The sequence below is a fragment of the Dactylosporangium sp. NPDC005555 genome, from assembly GCF_040605635.1.
In the GTDB taxonomy this organism is placed as follows: Bacteria; Actinomycetota; Actinomycetes; order Mycobacteriales; family Micromonosporaceae; genus Dactylosporangium.
The window spans coordinates 143,622-163,046 of the sequence record NZ_JBEXDG010000001.1; the positions used below are offsets into that span (position 1 = coordinate 143,622).

General features: G+C 71.5%; 15 protein-coding genes. 7 read left to right on the forward strand and 8 right to left on the reverse strand.

All coding sequences use genetic code 11. The annotated features are described in order from the left end of the window. Positions 1–24 precede the first annotated feature (24 nt). Complete coding sequence (locus ABZS58_RS00790) at positions 25–1,614, forward strand: hypothetical protein (protein WP_354776159.1); 1,590 nt, start codon at positions 25–27, stop codon at positions 1,612–1,614. Here ABZS58_RS00790 and pruA read toward each other — a convergent pair. Beyond that, the gene (gene pruA, locus ABZS58_RS00795; protein ID WP_354776161.1) at positions 1,611–3,230 is read right to left on the reverse strand and encodes an L-glutamate gamma-semialdehyde dehydrogenase; all 1,620 of its coding nucleotides are present in this window, start codon (positions 3,228–3,230) and stop codon (positions 1,611–1,613) included. The genes ABZS58_RS00790 and pruA overlap by 4 nt on opposite strands. Before the next feature lie 94 nt (positions 3,231–3,324). Between pruA and ABZS58_RS00800 the strand changes: the two genes are divergently transcribed. Then, positions 3,325–4,176: a hypothetical protein gene (locus ABZS58_RS00800; protein ID WP_354776163.1), complete on the forward strand. Its 852-nt coding sequence runs from the start codon at positions 3,325–3,327 to the stop codon at positions 4,174–4,176. Here the strand turns inward: ABZS58_RS00800 and ABZS58_RS00805 are convergent. Beyond that, a complete protein-coding gene (locus tag ABZS58_RS00805) occupies positions 4,173–4,679 on the reverse strand; it encodes a hypothetical protein (protein WP_354776165.1) in 507 nt (168 codons plus the stop codon). The two genes, ABZS58_RS00800 and ABZS58_RS00805, sit on opposite strands and share 4 nt — an antisense overlap. A 111-nt stretch (positions 4,680–4,790) precedes the next feature. Here ABZS58_RS00805 and ABZS58_RS00810 point away from each other — a divergent pair, with 111 nt between their 5' ends. Together ABZS58_RS00810 and ABZS58_RS00815 are read left to right on the forward strand one after the other, a co-directional pair. Then, a complete protein-coding gene (locus tag ABZS58_RS00810; protein WP_354776167.1) occupies positions 4,791–5,042 on the forward strand; it encodes a helix-turn-helix domain-containing protein in 252 nt (83 codons plus the stop codon). A gap of 591 nt (positions 5,043–5,633) precedes the next feature. Further along, positions 5,634–6,272, forward strand: coding sequence for an Rv3235 family protein (locus tag ABZS58_RS00815; protein WP_354776169.1), 639 nt, complete (start codon positions 5,634–5,636; stop codon positions 6,270–6,272). A gap of 791 nt (positions 6,273–7,063) precedes the next feature. Here ABZS58_RS00815 and secA read toward each other — a convergent pair. Then, positions 7,064–9,961: a preprotein translocase subunit SecA gene (gene secA, locus ABZS58_RS00820; RefSeq protein WP_354776171.1), complete on the reverse strand. Its 2,898-nt coding sequence runs from the start codon at positions 9,959–9,961 to the stop codon at positions 7,064–7,066. Positions 9,962–10,131: 170 nt separating this feature from the next. Between secA and ABZS58_RS00825 the strand changes: the two genes are divergently transcribed. From ABZS58_RS00825 to ABZS58_RS00835, 3 genes are read left to right on the forward strand one after another with little or no spacing between them, the layout of a single operon-like run. Beyond that, positions 10,132–11,280 (forward strand): GNAT family N-acetyltransferase, encoded by a 1,149-nt coding sequence (locus ABZS58_RS00825; RefSeq protein WP_354776173.1) that lies wholly within the window; start codon positions 10,132–10,134, stop codon positions 11,278–11,280. After that, positions 11,277–12,329, forward strand: coding sequence for a GNAT family N-acetyltransferase (locus tag ABZS58_RS00830; protein WP_354776175.1), 1,053 nt, complete (start codon positions 11,277–11,279; stop codon positions 12,327–12,329). The genes ABZS58_RS00825 and ABZS58_RS00830 overlap by 4 nt, the downstream gene beginning before the upstream one ends. Positions 12,330–12,369: 40 nt before the next feature. Next, complete coding sequence (locus ABZS58_RS00835; RefSeq protein WP_354776177.1) at positions 12,370–13,473, forward strand: glycerophosphodiester phosphodiesterase; 1,104 nt, start codon at positions 12,370–12,372, stop codon at positions 13,471–13,473. A 41-nt stretch (positions 13,474–13,514) separates the two neighbouring features. On the opposite strand, the gene raiA is transcribed toward ABZS58_RS00835, so the two are convergent. The 5 genes from raiA to mtrA form a co-directional block, all read right to left on the reverse strand. Continuing rightward, positions 13,515–14,132: a ribosome-associated translation inhibitor RaiA gene (gene raiA / locus ABZS58_RS00840; RefSeq protein WP_354776179.1), complete on the reverse strand. Its 618-nt coding sequence runs from the start codon at positions 14,130–14,132 to the stop codon at positions 13,515–13,517. 325 nt (positions 14,133–14,457) lie between these two features. Next, positions 14,458–15,126: a ComF family protein gene (locus ABZS58_RS00845; RefSeq protein ID WP_354776181.1), complete on the reverse strand. Its 669-nt coding sequence runs from the start codon at positions 15,124–15,126 to the stop codon at positions 14,458–14,460. 6 nt (positions 15,127–15,132) lie between these two features. Continuing rightward, positions 15,133–17,013 carry an LpqB family beta-propeller domain-containing protein gene (locus ABZS58_RS00850; protein ID WP_354776183.1) on the reverse strand — a complete coding sequence of 627 codons (1,881 nt, stop codon included), beginning with the start codon at positions 17,011–17,013 and terminating at the stop codon, positions 15,133–15,135. Beyond that, the gene (mtrB, locus tag ABZS58_RS00855) at positions 17,010–18,623 is read right to left on the reverse strand and encodes an MtrAB system histidine kinase MtrB (RefSeq protein WP_354776777.1); all 1,614 of its coding nucleotides are present in this window, start codon (positions 18,621–18,623) and stop codon (positions 17,010–17,012) included. The genes ABZS58_RS00850 and mtrB overlap by 4 nt, the downstream gene beginning before the upstream one ends. Before the next feature lie 71 nt (positions 18,624–18,694). Next, a complete protein-coding gene (gene mtrA / locus ABZS58_RS00860; RefSeq protein WP_033364613.1) occupies positions 18,695–19,384 on the reverse strand; it encodes an MtrAB system response regulator MtrA in 690 nt (229 codons plus the stop codon). Positions 19,385–19,425 lie beyond the last annotated feature (41 nt).

A 19,425-nucleotide genomic window follows, 5' to 3' on the forward strand; every position in this document is an offset into this window, starting at 1 on the left:
CCCAAACCTATAAGGTCACCACTCGTGACGAGAGGTGCACTGGTCAGCTGGCTGGGACGGTTGGCGGAGGACGAGCTGGGCGCGGTGCTGCGCCGCCGTCCGGACGCGCTCGGCGCGCCGCCGCCGGAGGACCTGGTGCAACTGGCCGCGCGGCTGTCCGCCAGGACCGGGATCGACGAGGTGGTCGCCCGGCTGCCGCTGCCTGCGGTGCAGGTCCTCGAGGCCATGTCCGGGGGTGGTCCGGTGCCGCTGCCGGAGCTCGCCGACCGGCTCGGCGTCGCCGCGGACGACCCGGCCCTCGACGCGACGCTGCAGGTGCTGCTCCAGCGGGCCCTCGTATGGCCGGCGGAGGACGACACGGCGCTGTTCACCGCCGCGCACCTGCCCGCCGCTGTCGAGCAGGAGGCGTTCAAGCCGGTGCCGCCGGCGCCCACACTGCTGCCCGCCGACCGGACGGCGGTGCGGGATGCCGCGGTACAGGCGGCGACCCTGCTGCTCGAGCAGCTGCCGGTGCTGGTGGACGCCGCGGCGGCGCGCCCGCTGAGCCGGCAGCGTGCGGGTGGGGTCGCGGTCCGTGAGCAGCGCCGCCTGGCCTTCGCGACGGGGCTGCCCGAGCCGACGGTGGCGCTGCTGACGGACCTCGCGGTCGCCGCGCGGCTGCTCGGGGCGGACGGGGTGCGTTTCGTGCCGGCGGCGTCCTATGACGACTGGGCCGGCCGGGCGCCCGCGGACCGGCTCGCCAGGCTGCTGAAGGCATGGTGGTCCGGCGCGCCGCTGCGGCAGGTCGTCGTCCGGGCGATGCACGAGCTGCCCCCGGACACCGCCGTCGCCGACGTGGTGTCGTTGGCGCCGCTCGTACGGTGGACGGCGCCGCTGCCGACGAGGTCCCTGGAGGATCTCGGGTCAGCGGTGCGGGACATCGTCGCGGAGGCCACCCTGCTCGGTGTGTGCGCGTCCGGTGCGCTCAGCCCGATCGGCCGGGCGCTCGCCGACGGCCGGAGCCTGTCCGAGGTCGCGCAGCGGCTGCTGCCTGCCCCGCCGGCGGACGAGCTGCACGTGCGGGGCGTCGGCAGCGTGATCGTCAGCGAGGACACGGCGCTGCTCGACGACATCGTCGGCGCCGAGGTGCTGGCGCCGCTGAAGCTGCACCGGGTCGCGCCGACCGTCGCCGGATCCGCACTGTCGCCGGTCGACACCCTGGCCGCGTTGCGCGCCGCCGGTTACCGTCCGGCCCGCGACGCCGGTGCCGGGCCGGTCCGGCTGCACCGCGCCAGGGTCGACCACGCGCGGCCCGCCGTCCGGCCCACCGTGGATCCTTCGGAGCTGGCGGCGCGGCTGCTCGTGCCATCGCAGCGCAGACCCGACCCCTTGGAGATGATCCGGCAGAAGGCGCCGCAGCTGCGCCCGGAACAGGCCCGGCTGCTCGCGACCGCGGTCGAGGACGGCTCGCCGGTGTGGATCCGCTACGTCGACGCGCAGGGCCGCGCCTCCGAGCGGGTCATCGACAACGCGCACCTGTCCGGCGGCACCATCGACGCGTGGTGCCGGCTGCGCCGCGACGACCGGGCCTTCACCCTGGACAAGATCGTCGCGGTCGCACCCGTCCGCGTTTAGCCCTGGTGGGGGTAGCGGTGGTCGGTCGGCGGCACGAACGTCTCCTTGATCGTGCGGGGCGACGTCCACCGCAGCAGGTTGTGCCAGGAGCCGGCCTTGTCGTTGGTGCCCGACGCGCGCCCGCCGCCGAAGGGCTGCTGCCCGACGACCGCGCCGGTGGGCTTGTCGTTGACGTAGAAGTTGCCGGCGGCGAAGCGCAGCGCGTGGGACGCCCGCTCGATCGCCGTGCGGTCGGTGGCGAAGATCGAGCCGGTGAGCGCGTACGGCGCGACCGACTCCGCCTGGGTGACGACCGCGTCGTAGTCGGCGTCGGGGTAGACGTGCACGCCGAGGATGGGCCCGAAGTATTCGGTGGTGAACACCTCGTGCGTGGGGTCGGTGGCCTCCACGACGGTCGGGCGGACGAAGAAGCCCTCGCTGTCGTCGGTCGTGCCGCCGGCGACGACGCTGCATGAGGGCGAGTTCTTGATCCGGTCGAGGGCCTGCGCGTGCCGGTCGAACGCCCGCCGGTCGATCACCGCGCCGCCGAAGTTGCCGAAGTCGGTGACATCGCCGTAGGTGAGCTCGTCGGCGGTTGCCGTCAGCTGCTCCTTGATCTTCGCCCAGATGCTGGCCGGGACGTAGGCGCGGGACGCGGCCGAGCACTTCTGACCCTGATACTCGAACGCGCCGCGGATCAGCGCCGTCGTCAGCGCGGCCGGGTCGGCGGACGGGTGGGCGATCACGAAGTCCTTGCCGCCGGTCTCGCCGACGATGCGCGGGTAGGAGCGGAACTCCCGCTCCGCGACGATCCGGTTGAGCGTGCGGAACACCGCGGTCGAGCCGGTGAAGTGGATGCCCGCCAGGTCGCGGTCGGCCAGGGCGACCTCGGACGTGGCCAGGCCGTCGCCGGTCACCAGGTTGATCACGCCGGCGGGCAGGCCGGCCGCCTCGAACAGCCGCATCGTGAGGTGCGCCGCCAGCTGCTGTGTCGGCGACGGCTTCCACAGCACGGTGTTGCCCATCAGGGCGGGCGCGGACGGCAGGTTGCCGGCGATCGCGGTGAAGTTGAACGGGGTGATCGCGTAGACGAAGCCCTCCAGGGGCCGGTGGTCGAACCTGTTCCACACGCCGGGCGACGACTTCGGCTGCTCCGCCAGGATCTGCTGGGCGAAATGGACGTTGAACCGCAGGAAGTCGATCAGCTCGCAGGCCGCGTCGATCTCGGCCTGGATGGCGGTCTTGCTCTGCCCGAGCATGGTCGCCGCGTTGAGCGTGTCCCGCCACGGCCCGGCGAGCAGGTCGGCGGCGCGCAGGAACACGGCGGCCCGCTCGCTGAACGGCAGGTCGCGCCACGCCGGCGCGGCCCGCTTCGCCGCGTCGACGGCGTCGGCGGCGTCCTTCGTGGTCGCGTTGTGCGTGACCCCCAGCACGTGCCGGTGATTGTGCGGCTGCACCACGTCGATCGGGTCGCCGGCGGCCATCCGCTGCCTGCCGTCGATCGTCATCGTCAGCTCGAACCGCTCACCGGCCAGCTCGGCCAGCCGGCGCTGCAGGCTCTCCCGCTCCGCCGACCCGGGCGCATAGCCGCGGATCGGCTCGTTGGTCGGGTCGGGCACGGCGAACAAGCCATCCATCACGGCACTCCACATCATCGTTGGCGGGATCCTCTCCATCCTCCCACGGGTCCCTGAACGGTCATTAGGGTCGCTGCCGCGTACGCTGCTGCTCGTGGCAAACCGGGTCGTCTCCTCTTCTTTGGACCGCCGGCCGTACACGGTCGTCGTCGTCGCGCTCGCGCTGCTCGCGTTGACGCTCTGGTCGACGTACAGCGTGGTCGCCAACGCGGCGAGCGACTTCCTCGTCACCACCCTGGCCGCGCTGGTGCTGCCGAGCGTCCTGCTCGCGACGATCCTGGCCGGCGCCGCCGCCGGAGTCGTCGCCGTGGGGATGCTGCCATGGCGCCCCCTGCTGTCCGGCGCCGCCGCCGGACTGGCCGTCGGCCTGCTCTCGATGGGCGGGATGCTGGTGGCGTACCACCATGGCCCGGCCGTCCCGTACGTGGCCGCGGTGGTCGCGGTGACGGGCGCCCTCGGTGGCGCGGCGGCGGCGATCCGCTTCCTGGAGGCGGTCATCGCCGGGATCGCCGGCGGGGTGGCCGCGACCGCGCTCGGGCTGGTCGCCGCCTACTTCCAGAACGACCTCGTCGACCTCTTCGGCAACCAGGAGACCGTCGGCACGATGGCCGAGGCGGCCTCGCGCCTGCAGCTGACCACGTCCGTCCTGAGCGGCGTCCTGGCCGGCGTGGTGGCGTTCCTGTTCCTGCGGCGCACCGGTCTCGCCCTGCCGTGGCCCGTGTACCCGGCGGCCGGCGCCGCCGCGGGCGTCCTCACCCTCGTGGCGACGCTGCTGGGCTGGCTCGGCCGGCTGCCGCTCACGGCGATCGTCGAGGACTACAGCTCCTTCGACGCGCAGATCATCTACAGCCGGCTGCCGGAGCAGGTCAACCACGGCATGATCGTGCTCTTCGCCGGCGCCTTCGTCGCGATGATCCTGGTCGGCCGGACCATGCGCCGGCCTTAGCCTACGAGTTGGTCCAGTTCCGACGGGTCGAACCACTCCAGCTCGTGATCCTCGGCGCCGTCGACGGTGAACTGGGCATCCGGGTCGCCCGCCGCCGCCTCCTCCACGACGTCCGCCGCGGCTGACACCTCAGCCTCGGCGTCGCCGCCGTCGACGTGGATCGCCGCGACCGCCCGCAGCGGCACCTTGCCCGACACCTCGACCTGGCTCGAGCCGAGGTCCAGGCCGGCCATCTTCAGCGTGCTCCCCGGAAGGTCCACGCAGAGCACGACCCTTCTCCGGGGCGCCTTCGGGTCGTGTCGCAACAGTCGCAGGGCGCTCTGCGCGGCGCGGGTGAACGCGACGTATTCGAGCTCCTCCTCGTCGCCTTCCGCATACCACTCCCGCAGGGCCGGCGTGACGGCGTGCGCCTCGGCCGGCGGGGGCAGCTCGCCGCTCTCCCGCAGGACGGCCAGCTGGGCCAGGGTCGCGGGCAGGTACACGCGGGTGAGGTCACTCGTCACGACACCTGTCCTACACCCTTGCTCCGGCTTTTGACACGGAAACGCCCCGCGTGTCTCCTTCTTTCGGGACCGTCGCAGCCTGTCGGGGGCGAACGGTGGCAAACTGAGGCGATGGAGCCGCGATTCCTGCTCATGGCCGACGTCGCCGAGCAGTTGAACGTGTCGACCTCGCAGGTCTACCACATGGTCCGCAGCGGCGAACTCCCCGCGATCAAGGTCGGTGGGCGGGGCCAGTGGCGGATCGAGCGGTCCAAGCTGGAGGAATACATCGAGCGCAAGTACGCCGAGACCGCCGAGTGGGTCCGCATCAACCCCTTGGTCGACCGCTCGGACGACGACTCCGCGGACGGCGGGTTCGCGTAAAGCGACGGAGTCTGTTTTACCGCTTTTATCATCTCTTTCCGGTCTAGTTGATCTTGCGTTTGCTTACGTTTGCCTTGACTCAGCTCTGAGCGAGTCTTAGAACGGAGGAGGCAAACGTAGGCAAACGCAAGGATCGGGGGATCAGTCATGGCGCCCACCACGACTCCGGCTCGCCCGCGCCGTCGTCATCCCACCACCAGACCTACTCCACCCCGCCCCGCCGCGGGTCCCGGCAGCAACGCCGCGACCACGACCACTGCCACATCCGAGGGCAGCACCATTCCCGCCACCGCGACCGCGGACGCCGCCACTCCCACCCCTGCCGCGAGCTCCGTCACTCCGGCGACCCCCGCGGGCACCGTCACTCCGGCCACCGCCGCGGGTTCCATCGCTCCGGCCACCGCCGTGGGCGTCACCACGGCAGGCACCGCCATCGTTCGTAACGCCACCACCCGCCCCGCCACCCGAGCTGCCGCTGCCAATGCGACTGCCGACGTTGGTGCGGCCACACGCGGCACCCGCACCGCCAAGGGACGCACTGCCGCGGCACGCTCCGCCACCACCCGCGCCGCGGCGACGCGCACCGGGACTGTGGACACCGCCACTGTGGACACCGCCACCACGGGCACGGCCGGCATCGTCAAAGCCGCGGCAGGCGTCGAGGCGAGGTCGCGGCTCACCGGCCCGGCCGTCGTGGCGCGACCGGCGCCACCGCTGGACCCGCCGTGCGAGGAGACCCAGGTCCGGCGCCCCACCCAGCCCCCGGCCGGCATGGACTTCCTGCCGGGCGACTGGCTGGCGTTCCCCGGCGTGGCACCCGCCCCCGCGAGGCCGGCCCGCACACCCCCACCGGCCGCCGCACCCACGCTGCCACCGCCGGCCGCGGCCGCCCAACGGTTCGTCGGCATGTGCGTCGAGATCCTCAACGGCTACCGCCCCGCCGCCCACCTCCGCCAGATGACCCACCCGAAACACTGTGGCGCCGTCACCGACCAGCTGATCCGCCGCACCGTCCGGGTCCGCATGCCCCCGTCCCACGCCGCCCGCCAAGGCAACCTGGTTCGCGTGCGCCGCATGCTGGTCACCGAGCCCCTGCCCGGCATCGCCGAACTCGTCGCCATCCTCGAACAGGGCCCCGCCGTCTGGGCGATGGCCGTCCGCCTGGAACGCTCCGCCCGCCGGACCCCCGGCCAACCCACCTGGCAGTGCACCCTGGTCCAGGTGGTCTGAAGCCCCGGTGCCGCCCACCGAGGGAGGGCGGCGGGCGGCACCGGCCCCACCAGCAACCCGTCCCGTCACGGGGCAGGACGGGTCCGACCGGCCGGCGGGACCCGCACCAGAGCTCCCGCTGCCCAACCCCCGGTGCGCCCTCTGTCCGGCGGGACGGCGGGCGCACCGGGCCTCATCAGCTCCCACCAGTGAGACCCGCACCAGTGCTCCCACTGCCCAAAACCCCCGGTGCGCCCTCTGTCCGGCGGGACGGCGGGCGCACCAGGTCTCATCAGCTCCCACCAGCGGGACCAGCACCACGGCTCCCACTGCCCAGAACCCCCGGTGCGTCCTCTGTCCAGTGGGACGGCGGGCGCACCGGGCCTCACCGGCTCCCACTTCCCGCGTGTGCCGTGCTCTGGCCCGTGACGCGTGGGCTGGCCGGCGCAGATGGTCGGCCGCTCCGGGCGGCGATGCCGGTCACCGGCCCCACACGACGGCGGATCTCCCGGTCGCGCCCGGCAGTCAGTGCCATCCGAATGTCTGGCGCGCAACCTCGACCGGCTCGGCCGGCCCAACGCGCGGTGAGCTTCACCCTGCAGCCGACGCTGGATCTGCGTCGACCGCCTGGAGGGATAGCGGCCGGTCCAGATCGAGATGAGGAGCACGGAGGACAGCGAAACCCAGCGGCGCTGCGTCGATCGGGCCGGCGCTCGTCCTGACGCCCGGCAACGTTCGACAGCGAGGAAATGGCGAACGCCCGCCGCTCGAGGTGCAAAGGCCAGAGCGGCGGGCGTTCGTAGGAAGGACTGTCAGGCGCCGCCAGGGGCTCCGTGGCAGCGCTTGTACTTCTTGCCTGAGCCGCACGGGCAAGGGGCGTTGCGGGACGGGCCGTTGCTGGCGACGGCCTGGCCCGGGGAGGGCTTGCGGGAGGGGGCCGGCGGGCCGGAGCGGCGCACGCCGCCGGTGGCCGGGGACGGCGGAGCGCTGCGGGCGGCGCCGCCGAGGCCGAGGGCGGGGGCTTCCTCCTGCTGCTCGATGTGGACGCCCGCCTCGCCGTCGATGGTCGGGGCGGAGTACTGCAGCGCGCGCGGCGCCCGGTTGCCGCCGAGACCCTTGGCGCGGATCTCGACGTGCGGCTCGGGCAGCGGGACGTTGGCGCCGGTCGCGGCGGCGGAGGCGACGTCCAGCGTCGGTGCGGGAGCCTCCTCGACCTGGACCTCCAGGTTGAAGAGGAAGCCGACGGCCTCTTCCTTGATGCCTTCCTGCATCTGCTGGAACATGTCGAAGCCCTCGCGCTGATACTCGACCACCGGGTCGCGTTGCGCATAGGCCCGCAGCGTGATGCCTTCCTGCAGGTAGTCCATCTCGTAGAGGTGCTCGCGCCACTTGCGGTCGATGACGTTGAGCAGGACCTGGCGCTCCAGCTCGCGGACGGCCTCGGCGCCGAGCTCCTCCTCGCGGCGGTCGTAGGCGGCGTGGGCGTCGTCGATGAGCTGGTTCTTGAGGAACTCGGGGTCCAGGGAGCCGCCGGCTTCCTCCTCGAGGTCCTCGATGGTGACGCCGACCGGGTAGAGCTGCTTGAGGTTGGTCCACAGCTGCTCGAGGTCCCAGTCCTCCGCGGTCTCGCCGAGGGAGGTGGCGGCGGTGACGTAGTCGCCGACGACCCCGTCGATCATGTTGCGGACCTGTTCGCTGAGGTCCTCGCCGTCCAGGACGCGCTTGCGCTCGGCGTAGATGACCTTGCGCTGCTTGTTGAGGACCTCGTCGTACTTGAGGACGTTCTTGCGGATCTCGGCGTTCTGCGCCTCGATCTGGGTCTGGGCGCTCTTGATCTGGCGGGTGACCATCTTGGACTCGATGGGCACGTCCTCCGGGATGTTGAAGCGGTCCATGACGGCCTCGACGGCGCTGGCCCGGAAGCGGCGCATCAGCTCGTCCTGCAGCGACAGGTAGAACCGGGACTCGCCCGGGTCGCCCTGACGGCCGGAGCGGCCGCGGAGCTGGTTGTCGATGCGCCGGGACTCGTGCCGCTCGGTGCCCAGCACATACAGCCCGCCGACGTCGGTGACCTCGTCGGACTCGTCCTCGACGAGCTTCTCCCAGCGGGGCAGGGCGTCCTCGAACGCCGCCGTGTATTCGTCGAGGCCTTCCTCTTCCGACAGGCCACGCTGGCGCAGCTCGGCGGCGGCGAGGTATTCCGCGTTGCCGCCGAGGAGGATGTCGGTGCCGCGGCCGGCCATGTTGGTGGCGACGGTGACGGCGCCCTTGCGGCCGGCCTGCGCGATGATCTCGGCCTCTTTGGCGTGGAACTTCGCGTTGAGGACAGCGTGCGCGACGCCCCGCTTGCGCAGCAGCTGCGACAGCAGCTCGGACTTCTCGACGGAGACGGTGCCGACGAGGATGGGCTGGCCGAGGGCGTGCCGCTCGACGATGTCGTCGACGACGGCGTTGTACTTCGCCTTCTCCGACTTGTAGATCACATCGGGGTGGTCGACGCGGACCATGGAGCGGTGCGTCGGGATGGAGATGACGCCGACACCGTAGACCTTGTTGAACTCGGCGGCCTCGGTCTGGGCGGTGCCCGTCATGCCCGACAGCTTGGAATACAGGCGGAAGAAGTTCTGCAGGGTGATCGACGCGAGGGTCTGGTTCTCCTGCTTGATCTCCACGCCCTCTTTGGCCTCGATGGCCTGGTGCATGCCCTCGTTGTAGCGGCGGCCGTGCAGGATGCGGCCGGTGAACTCGTCGACGATGAGGACCTCGCCGTCGTTGACGACGTAGTCCTTGTCGAGCTTGTAGAGCTCCTTGGCCTTGATGGCGTTGTTCAGGTAGCCGACCAGCGGGGTGTTGACCGACTCGTAGAGGTTGTCGATGCCGAGCTGGTCCTCGACCTTGCCGACGCCGCGCTCGGTGACGGAGATCGTGCGCTTGGACTCGTCGACCTCGTAGTCACCCTCGCCGTCCTTGCCGCGCTTCATGCGGCCGACGACGCGGGAGAACTCCTGATACCACCGCGCGGACTGCTCGGCGGGGCCCGCGATGATCAGCGGGGTGCGGGCCTCGTCGATGAGGATCGAGTCGACCTCGTCGACGATCGCGAAGTTGTGGCCCCGCTGGACGAGCTCGTCGCGCGACCACGCCATGTTGTCGCGCAGGTAGTCGAAGCCGAACTCGTTGTTGGTGCCATACGTGATGTCGCAGTCATACGCGGTGCGGTGCGCCGAGGACGGCTGGTTGGGCAGCACCGTGCCGACGGTGAGGCCGAGGAACTGGTGCACACGGCCCATCCACTCGGCGTCACGCTGGGCGAGGTAGTCGTTGGTGGTGATGACGTGCACGCCCTTGCCGGAGAGCGCGTTGAGATAGGCGGGGAGCACACAGGTGAGCGTCTTGCCCTCACCGGTCTTCATCTCGGCGATGTTGCCGTAGTGCAGGGCGGCACCACCCATGACCTGCACGTCGTAGTGACGCTGACCGAGCACCCGGGAGGCCGCCTCGCGGGCCACCGCGAACGCCTCGGGCAGGATGTCGTCCAGCGTCTGACCGTCGGCGAGCCGCTCCTTGAACTGGTTCGTCATGTCGGCCAGCTCCTCGTCGGAGAGGTCGGTGTACTCCTCTTCCAGCGAGTTGACGGCATCGGCAACGGCCTTCAACCGCCGCACCTGGCGACCTTCGCCGGCGCGGAGGATCTTCTCGAAAATCGACACGGGTCAGCGCTCCCTTAAACGTCTGCGACCCATCGTAGGCGGCCTTCCGCCCAAACTGCCGCCCCCGCCCACCCACTCTACGGACACTAACGGACAAATAGGCATAAAAAGCACGACGGTGCGAAGAATATCCGCCGACAGCAGACACATTTGGGGCAGGATCGGCGGACATGGAGCCGATCGAACTGACCACCGGCGACGGGCTCGTCCTGCGCGCCTGGCAGGAGGACGACGCCGAAGACGTCTTCCGCGCCTGCCAGGATCCCCTGATCCAGCGTTGGACCATGGTCCCCGTGCCCTACCTGCGCGAGCAGGCGGTCGCCTACGTGCGGGAGATGTCACGGGCCGCCTGGGCCGCGCAGACGTCCGCGCCGCTGGGGGTGTTCGACGCCCGCACGGGTGAACTGCTCGCCTCCGCCGGTCTCGTCACCCTCGACCTGCGCAACAGGCACGCCGAGCTCGGCACCTGGGTGGCGCCCTGGGCGCGCGGCCGGCGGGTCGCCGAGCGGGCCGGGCGGGCCGTCGCGCACTGGGCGTTCGAGGTGCTGGGACTGACGAAGCTGGTCTGGCGCGCGGAGGTCGGCAACCACGCGTCGAAGCTCACCGCGGAGCGGATCGGCTTCACGTTCGACGGCGTGGTCCGGGCGCTGCTACCGGCGAAGGAGGGCGGGTTCGTCGACGGCTGGCACGGCGTGATGCTGCCCGGCGAGGTCTGCGACACCGCCCCGCCGTGGGTCGGCACCGGCGGGCCCGGCGCGCTGCGCGCCCACACGTTCTGCAGCCCCCCGACCCGTCTGCCGGCCGGGCCCGGCACGCTGCGGCTGGCCCGCGACAGCGACCTGGACGACCTGGTGGAGACGTTCCGCGACCCGGAGACCGTCCAGTGGACGTCGGTCCCGCTGGACTACGGCCCGGAGCAGGGCCTGGACTTCATCCAGCACCGGTACCCGAACGGCTGGCTGCACGGCACGGGCGTCGGGTTCGTGCTCGCGGACCCCGACGACCGCTTCGCCGGCACCATCGACCTGCGGATCAACCCGGCCGACCCGGTCACCGCGGAGCTGGGCTTCTCCTCGGCGCCGTGGATCCGGGGCAAGGGCTTCATGACCGAGGCGGCGCGCGCGATCTGCGGCTTCGGGTTCGACCGGCTCGGCCTGGGCCGGATCGTCTGGCGCGCGCACGTCGGCAACATCGGATCGAGGAGAGTCGCGGAGAAGGTGGGCTTCGTGGTCGAAGGCGTGCAGCGGGACAGCTGCGAGCAACGCGGCATGCGCCTGGACGGCTGGGTGGCGACGCTGCTCAGGCAGGACCTGAAATGACGGCCACGCTCAGGCCGTGGCGCGACGACGACGCGGACGCCGTCGCCGAGGCGTGCGCCGACCCCGTCATCGCCCGCTACCTGCCGTTCCTGCCTCAGCCGTACACCCGCGACGACGCCCTGGCGTTCTTCCGGAACAAACCCGGGGACCCCGCGATCGTCGACGCGGAAACGGACCGGGTGCTCGGCGCGATCGGATCGACCCCGCGCGGCGACGGCATCGCCGAGGTCGGCTACTGGGTCGCGCCGTGGGCCCGCCGCCAGGGGGTCGCCTCGGCGGCGCTGGAGCAGTTCAGCGGCAGGCTGTTCGAGCAGGGGCTGCGGCGGGTGTACCTGGTGACGGCGCTGACCAACGGTGCGAGCCAGCGGGTCGCCGTGGCCGGCGGCTACACCCGCGAAGGCATCGCCCGGGGCTCGGCCCGCACCGCCGACGGCACCTGGGCGGACATGGTCGTGTGGGCCCGGACCGCCGGCGACCCGCCGGGGCGCAGCGCCCGGGCGCTGCCGGACCTGGCGGGCGGCGAGCTGACCGACGGCGTGATCACGCTGCGCGCCCTCACGGAGGACGACGGGCCCAGCACGTACGAGCTGCGCAGCCACCCGGACGTCAGCGGCAGGTCGGTCGTCGGCACCCCGATTGACCCGGCCGTCGTGACCCGCCAGTGCGCCGAGTCGGTGTCGAAATGGATCGCCGGGCTGCGGGCGGAGATGACGATCCGCGACGCCGCCGACGGCACCTACCTCGGCGAGATCGCGCTGTACCACTCCGAGCCGCTCCTGCGCGAGGCCATGATCGGCTACAGCCTCGCGCCCGGGGCCCGCGGCAAGGGCCACGCGGCCCGCGCGGCGCGGCTCGTCACCGACTGGGGCTTCGAGATCGGGATGGCGAGGATGATCGCCGGCACCGCGACCGACAACATCGCGTCGCAGCGGGTCCTGGAGGCCGCCGGCTACCACCGCGAGGGCCTGCAGCGCAGCCGGCTGCCCGGGCCGGACGGCACCCGGATCGACAACCTCCAGTTCGCCAAGTTGCGCCCGGCGGCCACCTAGGCGTCATCCGACGTTGCCGTGCGACCGCGACAGTCAGGGCATGCGTCGTCGTGCAGTGATCTCCGGCATGGGCGTGGCCGCCGGGGCCGCGGTCCTCCCACAGACCCTCGTCAGCCCCGCGGCCGCCCACACCACCAAGCCGCCGCACCAGTCCCGCCCGCTCGTCATCGGGCACCGCGGGGCGAGCGGCCACCGGCCCGAGCACACCCTGGCCGCGTACCGCCTGGCGATCGCCATGGGCGCGGACTTCATCGAGCCGGACCTCGTCCCCACCAAGGACGGCCAGCTGGTCGCCCGCCACGAGAACGAGATCTCGGGCACCACCGACGTGTCGTCGAAGCCGCAGTTCGCGGCCCGCAGGACCACGAAGACCATCGACGGGGTCAGCGTCACCGGCTGGTTCACCGAGGACTTCACGCTCGCGGAGCTCAAGACGCTGCGCGCGGTCGAGCGGCTGCCCGCGGTCCGCACGCACAACACGATCTACGACGGGCTCTTCCAGATCCCGACGCTGCAGGAGGTCATCGACCTCGCCCGCTCCTCCGAGCGCACCGCCGGCCGCAAGATCGGCGTCTACCCGGAGACGAAGCACCCGACGTACTTCACGTCGATCGGCCTCGCGCTGGAGCCGCTGCTGGCGCGGGTGCTCAAGCGCAACGGCCTCGCCGGGCGCGACGCGCACGTCTTCCTGCAGTCGTTCGAGCCGACCAGCATCAAGAAGCTGCGCGGCCTGGTCGACACCCCGTCGGTCGTGCTGCTCGACGCGGCCGGCTCGCCGTTCGACTTCCGCAGCACCGGCGACCCGCGCACCTGGGCGGACCTTGCGAAGCCCGCCGGGCTGGACTGGCTGAAGACCTTCACCAACGGCGTCGGCGCGACGAAGAACCTGGTCATCGCGCGGGACGCGGCCGGCAACCTGCTCGCGCCGACCCCGCTGATCGCCGACGCCCACGCGCGCGGGCTGAAGGTGCACTCCTGGACGTTCCGCAACGAGAACCAGTTCCTGCCGCTCAACCTGCGCAAGGGCACCGACCCCAACGCATGGGGCGACGTGATCGGCGAGATCAGGACCTTCCTCGCGGCCGGGCTGGACGGCGTGTTCGCCGACTACCCCGACACCGCGGTCCTGGCCCGCGACCTCTAGAGAGCAGGGGCGGGCCGGTGACCCCGGCCCGCCATCTCAGTTCACGCGCCGAGGCTCATGACCCCGTAGTCATACGCCTTGCGGCGGTAGACCACGCTCGGTCGGCCCGACTCCTTGTCGTTGAACAGGTAGAAGTCGTGGCCGAGCAGCTCCATGTGGAACAGCGCGTCGTCCACGGTCATCGGCTCGCCGGGGTGTTCCTTCTCCCGGACGATGTGCCACGGCTGGTCGTTCTGCTCCTCGACCAGCTCGAAGGACTCGACGTCGGCGAGCGTGGCGACACTGGCCCGCTCGGGCTGGGTGAACGCCAGCGACGCGGTCGCCGCGGCGACGGAGACCGGCGCGTGCCGGCCCCGATGGACGCGCCGGCGGTCGGCGGCCCGGCTCAGCCTGCTGTCCAGCTTGGCGATGGCGGCGTCCAGCGCGCTGTAGAAGTCGGCGGCGCAGGCCTCCGCCCGGATCACCGGTCCGCGGGACACGCACGTGATCTCGACTCGCTGGCAGTGATCGGATTGGCGCGGATTGCGCTCGTGAAACAACTCGACGTCGACGCGGATGAGCTTGTGGTCGTATCGCTCGACCTTCTGCAGCTTGTCCGCGACGTGCTGCCGATAATGTTCGGGCACCTCGACGTTGCGGCCCTTGACGACGATGTCCACTCCTGGCCTCCCCCACGGGTATCACAAAGGAACGGGTTTGGGTTTGGGTTCGGGTTTTGTTGTCCGGACTGCTCGGCCGGATCGCGCCTCCCAGAGGCTTGAGGCCCACACGGCACGCGACCGAAACGGATGGGGCAGGGTCCTCCCTTCCGAACCGGCGCTCGCGAACGCCGGTGAGGTCGTCTCTCGACGTTAAACCGAGGACAGCCGCTAGTCACCCCCGGTTCACAAGAAGTCTCCGATCAACTCCTGAAACCCTCCTCGTGGATTACCCCGAGTGGCGCAGGAAGTAACGTTCCGCTCAAAACGGCACGAAGGTCGTGAGCTACACGGCACGCTGCGTAGCGGCCAGAACGGCGATCCGGTCGACGCGGACCCCGGCGGCGGCGAGGCGAGCGGCCGACGCCGCGAGGGTCGACCCGGTGGTGATGATGTCGTCGACGAGGACCACGGTGCCGCGCACCGCGGGCCGCCGGCCGCGCACCGCGAACGCCTCCCGGGCGGTGGCGGCCCGCCCGGCGGCCGACAGCTCGACGGAGTCCTCCCGCTTCGGCAGCGCCCGCAGCAGCCCGGCCACGTCCACCTCGACGCCCCTTCTCCGCAGCGTCGAGGCCGCATCGGCCGCGAGCCGGTCGATGTGGTCGCCGAAGCGCCGGCGGGCCGCCGCGGACGTGGCCGGCACCGGCACCAACGTGATCGGCCCGGGCGGCACGGACGCCGCGACGACCCTCGCGAGCAGCCCGCCCAGCACCGGCGTCAGCTCGTGCCGGTTGCGCTCCTTGTACTGGATGAGCATCCGCCGCACCGAGCCGGCATACGCGGCAAGGGCGAACACGGGTGGCAGCCCGGGCGGCTCGGGCACCGGCCGGGTGCGCCCCGGCAGGGCGGCGGCCAGGGCCTCGCGGCACGGCGCGCAGAGCACCCCGGTCGCCGGTTCGTCGCAGCCGGCGCAGGTCGCGGGCAGCACCAGGTCGAGCAGGTCGGCGAGCAGCACGGGTCGTCAGTCCGCGTAGAACGGCGACAGCGGGAGCTTCTCCGGCTGTTGCGTCGCCGACGTCGTGGGTGTCGGGCCGGGCTCGGTCTGCTTGATCAGGTTGACGTTGTCGTTGTAAACCACCCAGCTGCGCTGGTTGGCCTCGAACAGGATCAGCAGCTGCTCCAGGGTCTTGGTCGGGTCGTTGACCCGCGTCGAGAGCTCGGTGACGGTGAGGGCGCTGGTGGTGTCCGGCGCGCGCCGCGGCAGCGGCTTCTCGCCGGTGCCGTCGATGCTGGTCCAGACCAGGGAGTAGCCGGAGGCGGGGGCGTCGTTGTCGACGTGCGGCTTGCCGCCGATCGCGAGCGTGGTCTCCGTGACCCACCCGATGGCCCGGCTGTCGCCGAGCGAGGTGGGCACCACGTGCTGCACGCCGAGGCTCAGCTTGCCGTTGTCGATCTTCAGTGCCGCGATCATGGCGCGGCCGTCGACGATCAACGCGATCCGCCGCCCGTCGGGCGACACCGCGAAGGCCGAGACATTGGTGAGCTCGCTGTCGTTGGGGCCGCGCACGATCGCGGCCTGGGCCGGCTCGCCGGCGGTGCCGGGCGGGGTGACCGCCCACAGGTGGAGGCCGTCGGCGACCAGGAACCGCTGCACGGGCCGGCTGATCCAGGCCGGGCGGCTCAGCGCGGCGCTGTGCGGGACCGTGCTGTCGACGTATTTCGGCTCCGACGCGCCGGCGTTGACGACGAGCTGCTGCCTGGCGGCGGCGCCGGTGCCGACCTTGCGGACCAGCGCCGCCCTCGTCCGGGACCGGTTGATGGTCGCGGACACGACGTCCTTGTTCGCCTCGCTCTGGCCGAACAGCACGGGCGGGTCGGCCGGGGAGTCGAACTGGCGGACCGCCCCCTCGAGAACCGCGAACTTCACCTGGTCGACGGACTCCGCCACGACGGCGGCGTTGTCGCTCACGTAGCCGCCGGAGTCGTTCGTGGTGTCCTTGGCGTTCTCGTAGGTCAGCGTGACCTCCGGATGCCCGGCGAGCGACCAGCGGATCTGGCTCGCCAGCTTGCGCAGGTCGTCGGGGTTCTTGCCGCGCGCCTTCGAGCTGAGGTTGACCACGACACTGTCGTCGTCCCGCAGCGTCGGGCCGTCCTTCGTCTCGATGTCGGACGGCAGCTTCTCCACGACCTCGCCCAGCCACTTCGACGGCCCGTCGACGAGCCACTGCACGACCTCGGCGACCTGTTTCGACGGCGGCAGCACCTTCGGCATGTAGCGCAGGTCGGGCACCAGCTTCGGCGCCTCGACCCCCGTCTCCCAGAAATAGATGGGCCGCTGCTCGTACAGCTCGTCGAGGCCGGCCATGCTCAACAGCATGTTGCCAGGCACGCTGGACAGCCGCAGCTTCCCGCCGACCAGCTCGCCGACGAAATCGAACCCGAAGGTCTGGCTCGGGTCGTTGACCACCGGAATGAGCTGGCCGTCCCGGTCGAGCTGGCCGACCTTGGTGAAGCTGGCCAGGACGGTGTTGGTGCCGGAGTTGCCGTCCTTGTAGCTGATGGAGTTGACCCGGACCACGAGCAGGGGCAGCTGCGGCTTCCATGCCTCCGCGGCCTGCGGGGTCATGAAGGTCTTCATCCGCGCCTGGGTCTCCGTCACCGCCTCGGGCTGGTCGGGATTGGTGACATTGCCGCCGACGGAGGTCTTCAGATACAGCCCGACCAGGTCGAACATGGTGGCGGCGTCGATCGGCTTCGGTGCTTCCAGCGCCCGGGCCTGGGCGCGGCTGGGGTTGACCGCGGGGCCGACGTATTTCGGGTCGCTGCGGTCGGGCAGCCCGCACCCGCCGAGCAGCAACGCGACCACGGCCAGCCCGGCGGTCAGACCGCGGAGCCGGGTCACGGTGTCTCCCCGATCAGCGCGGCCTCGTCGGCGCGGGCGTCGTCGGGCACCAGGCGCAGCGGTGAGGAGACGAGCCGGTCGCCGGAGCGCACCGGCAGCGTCAGGCGGAACTGGGCGCCCTTGCCGGGCGCGCCCCACGCCTCCAGCCAGCCGCCGTGCAGCCGGGCGTCCTCCAGGCTGATCGACAGCCCGAGGCCGGTGCCGCCGGTCTGCCGCGCCCGGGACGGGTCGGCCCGCCAGAAGCGGTTGAACACGAGCTTCTCCTCGCCGGTCTTGAGCCCGACCCCGTGGTCGCGCACGGTCATCGCCACGGCGGCGTCGTCCATGGCCAGGGTCACCACCACCGGCTTGCCCTCGCCGTGCTCGATCGCGTTGCCGAGCAGGTTGCGCAGCACCCGCTCGACGCGCCGGGGGTCGACCTCGGCGATCGCGCCGCCCTGCGGAGCGTCGACCCGCAACGGTACGCCGCAGCGCTCGGCGAGCGACTCCAGCCGCTCCGCGACCCGGCGCACGATGGGCGCGAGGTCGGTCGGCTCGGCGTCCAGCGCGGCGAACCCGGCGTCGAAGCGGCTGATCTCCAGCAGGTCGGTGAGCAGGTCCTCGAAGCGGTCCAGCTCCGCCTGCAGCAGTTCGGCGCTGCGCGCCGCCGCCGGGTCGAAGTCGTCCCGGGAGGCGAACAGCAGGTCCGCGGCCATCCGCACGGTGGTCAGCGGGGTGCGCAGCTCATGCGACACGTCGGAGGTGAAGCGGCGCTGGAGGCGGGACATCTCCTCCAGCCGGACGATCTGCCGTTGCAGGTTGGCCGCCATCTGGTTGAAGGCGGCGGCGAGCCGGGCCAGGTCGTCCTCGCCCTTGACCTGCATGCGCTGGTCGAGCAGGCCGGCGGAGAGGCGCTGCGCGGTGCGGGCCGCGACCCGCACGGGCATCACCACGAGGCGGGTCATGGTCGCAGCGATCAGCGCGAGCAGCGCCACGAGCGCGATGCCGGTCGCCGTCACCACCAGCGCGACGAACTCGACCAGGTCGTTCTCGGCCTTCAGCGGCAGCAGATAATACAGCTCCAGCGGATCACCGCCGGTGACGATCGGGGTGCCGAGGACCAGGAAACGGGTCGGCCCCTGCCCGACGTCGAGGGTCTCGATCTGCTGATACGTGCCGGAGCGGGTGCCGACGACGGACCCGCGGAGCTTGCGCATCGAGTCCAGCTGCATCACCGACACCGCGCCGGTGTCCGGTGAGGCGGCCCCGAGCGTCGAGTTGCGCCGCACGATGATGACCTCGGAGTCGGGCACGTCCATCGAGCTGGACAGGTCCGTCGCGACGATCAGCATCTTGCCGGGCAGCCCGGGGTCGTCGGCCTGCGTGTAACCCTCCAGCTGACGGGCGGCCTCCTTGGCGCCGCGCTCGATGCGCTCCTTCGAGGAGTTGACCTGGGTCGTCATCACGCCCTGGCTGATCAGCAACGCGACCGTGTAGCCGAACGCCGACACCAGGATCGCCGAGAGCAGCAGCGTGATGCCGACGACGCGGAACTGCAGCGACCGGCGCCACTGCCGGCGGGCCGCGGCGTAGAAGCGCCGCAGCCGCCGGCTGACGGTGTGCGGGACCAGCCGCTTCGGCCGGAAGCGGCTGAAGCGGCGGACCTGCACGACGATCGGGTCGATGCGCACCACGGGCGGAATCAGCCTGTGCCGGCCTTGTAGCCCACGCCACGGACGGTGAGGATGATCTCCGGCTTCTCCGGGTCGGGCTCGATCTTGGCGCGCAGCCGCTGGACGTGCACGTTGACCAGGCGGGTGTCGGCGGCGTGCCGGTAGCCCCAGACCTGCTCGAGCAGCACCTCACGGGTGAACACCTGACGCGGCTTGCGGGCCAGGGCCACCAGCAGGTCGAACTCGAGCGGGGTCAGCTTGACCTCCTCGCCGTCGCGCATGACGGTGTGCGCCGGCACGTCGATGGTGATCTGGTTGCCGGGCGGGCCGATGGTCAGCAGCTCGGGGGCGACGTCCTCACCGCGGCGCAGCCGGGCCCGCATGCGCGCGACCAGCTCCTTGGGCTTGAACGGCTTCATGACGTAGTCGTCGGCGCCGGACTCGAGTCCGAGCACCACGTCGACCGTGTCGCTCTTGGCGGTGAGCATCACGATCGGCACGCCGGACTCGGCGCGGATGGACCGGCACACGTCGATGCCGCTCATGCCCGGCAACATCAGGTCGAGCAGGACGATGTCGGGCCGACTGTCCCGGAACGCGCCGAGTGCACGCTCGCCGTCCGCGACGAAGGACGGGAGGAAACCTTCGCTGCGCAGGACGATGCCGAGCATCTCGGCAAGGGCGGGGTCGTCGTCGACCACCAGGACACGGGCTCTCATGCGGTCCAATATTTCACCTCGACGCCCGAAGATGGGAACCC

Excerpts from the sequence above, each read along its gene's own strand:
- pruA (WP_354776161.1), bottom strand. The coding sequence starts at position 3,230 with ATGGATGGCTTGTTCGCCGTGCCCGACCCGACCAACGAGCCGATCCGC.
- ABZS58_RS00810 (WP_354776167.1), top strand. The coding sequence starts at position 4,791 with ATGGAGCCGCGATTCCTGCTCATGGCCGACGTCGCCGAGCAGTTGAAC.
- ABZS58_RS00835 (WP_354776177.1), top strand. The coding sequence starts at position 12,370 with ATGCGTCGTCGTGCAGTGATCTCCGGCATGGGCGTGGCCGCCGGGGCC.
- ABZS58_RS00825 (WP_354776173.1), top strand. The coding sequence starts at position 10,132 with ATGGAGCCGATCGAACTGACCACCGGCGACGGGCTCGTCCTGCGCGCC.
- ABZS58_RS00830 (WP_354776175.1), top strand. The coding sequence starts at position 11,277 with ATGACGGCCACGCTCAGGCCGTGGCGCGACGACGACGCGGACGCCGTC.
- mtrA (WP_033364613.1), bottom strand. The coding sequence starts at position 19,384 with ATGAGAGCCCGTGTCCTGGTGGTCGACGACGACCCCGCCCTTGCCGAG.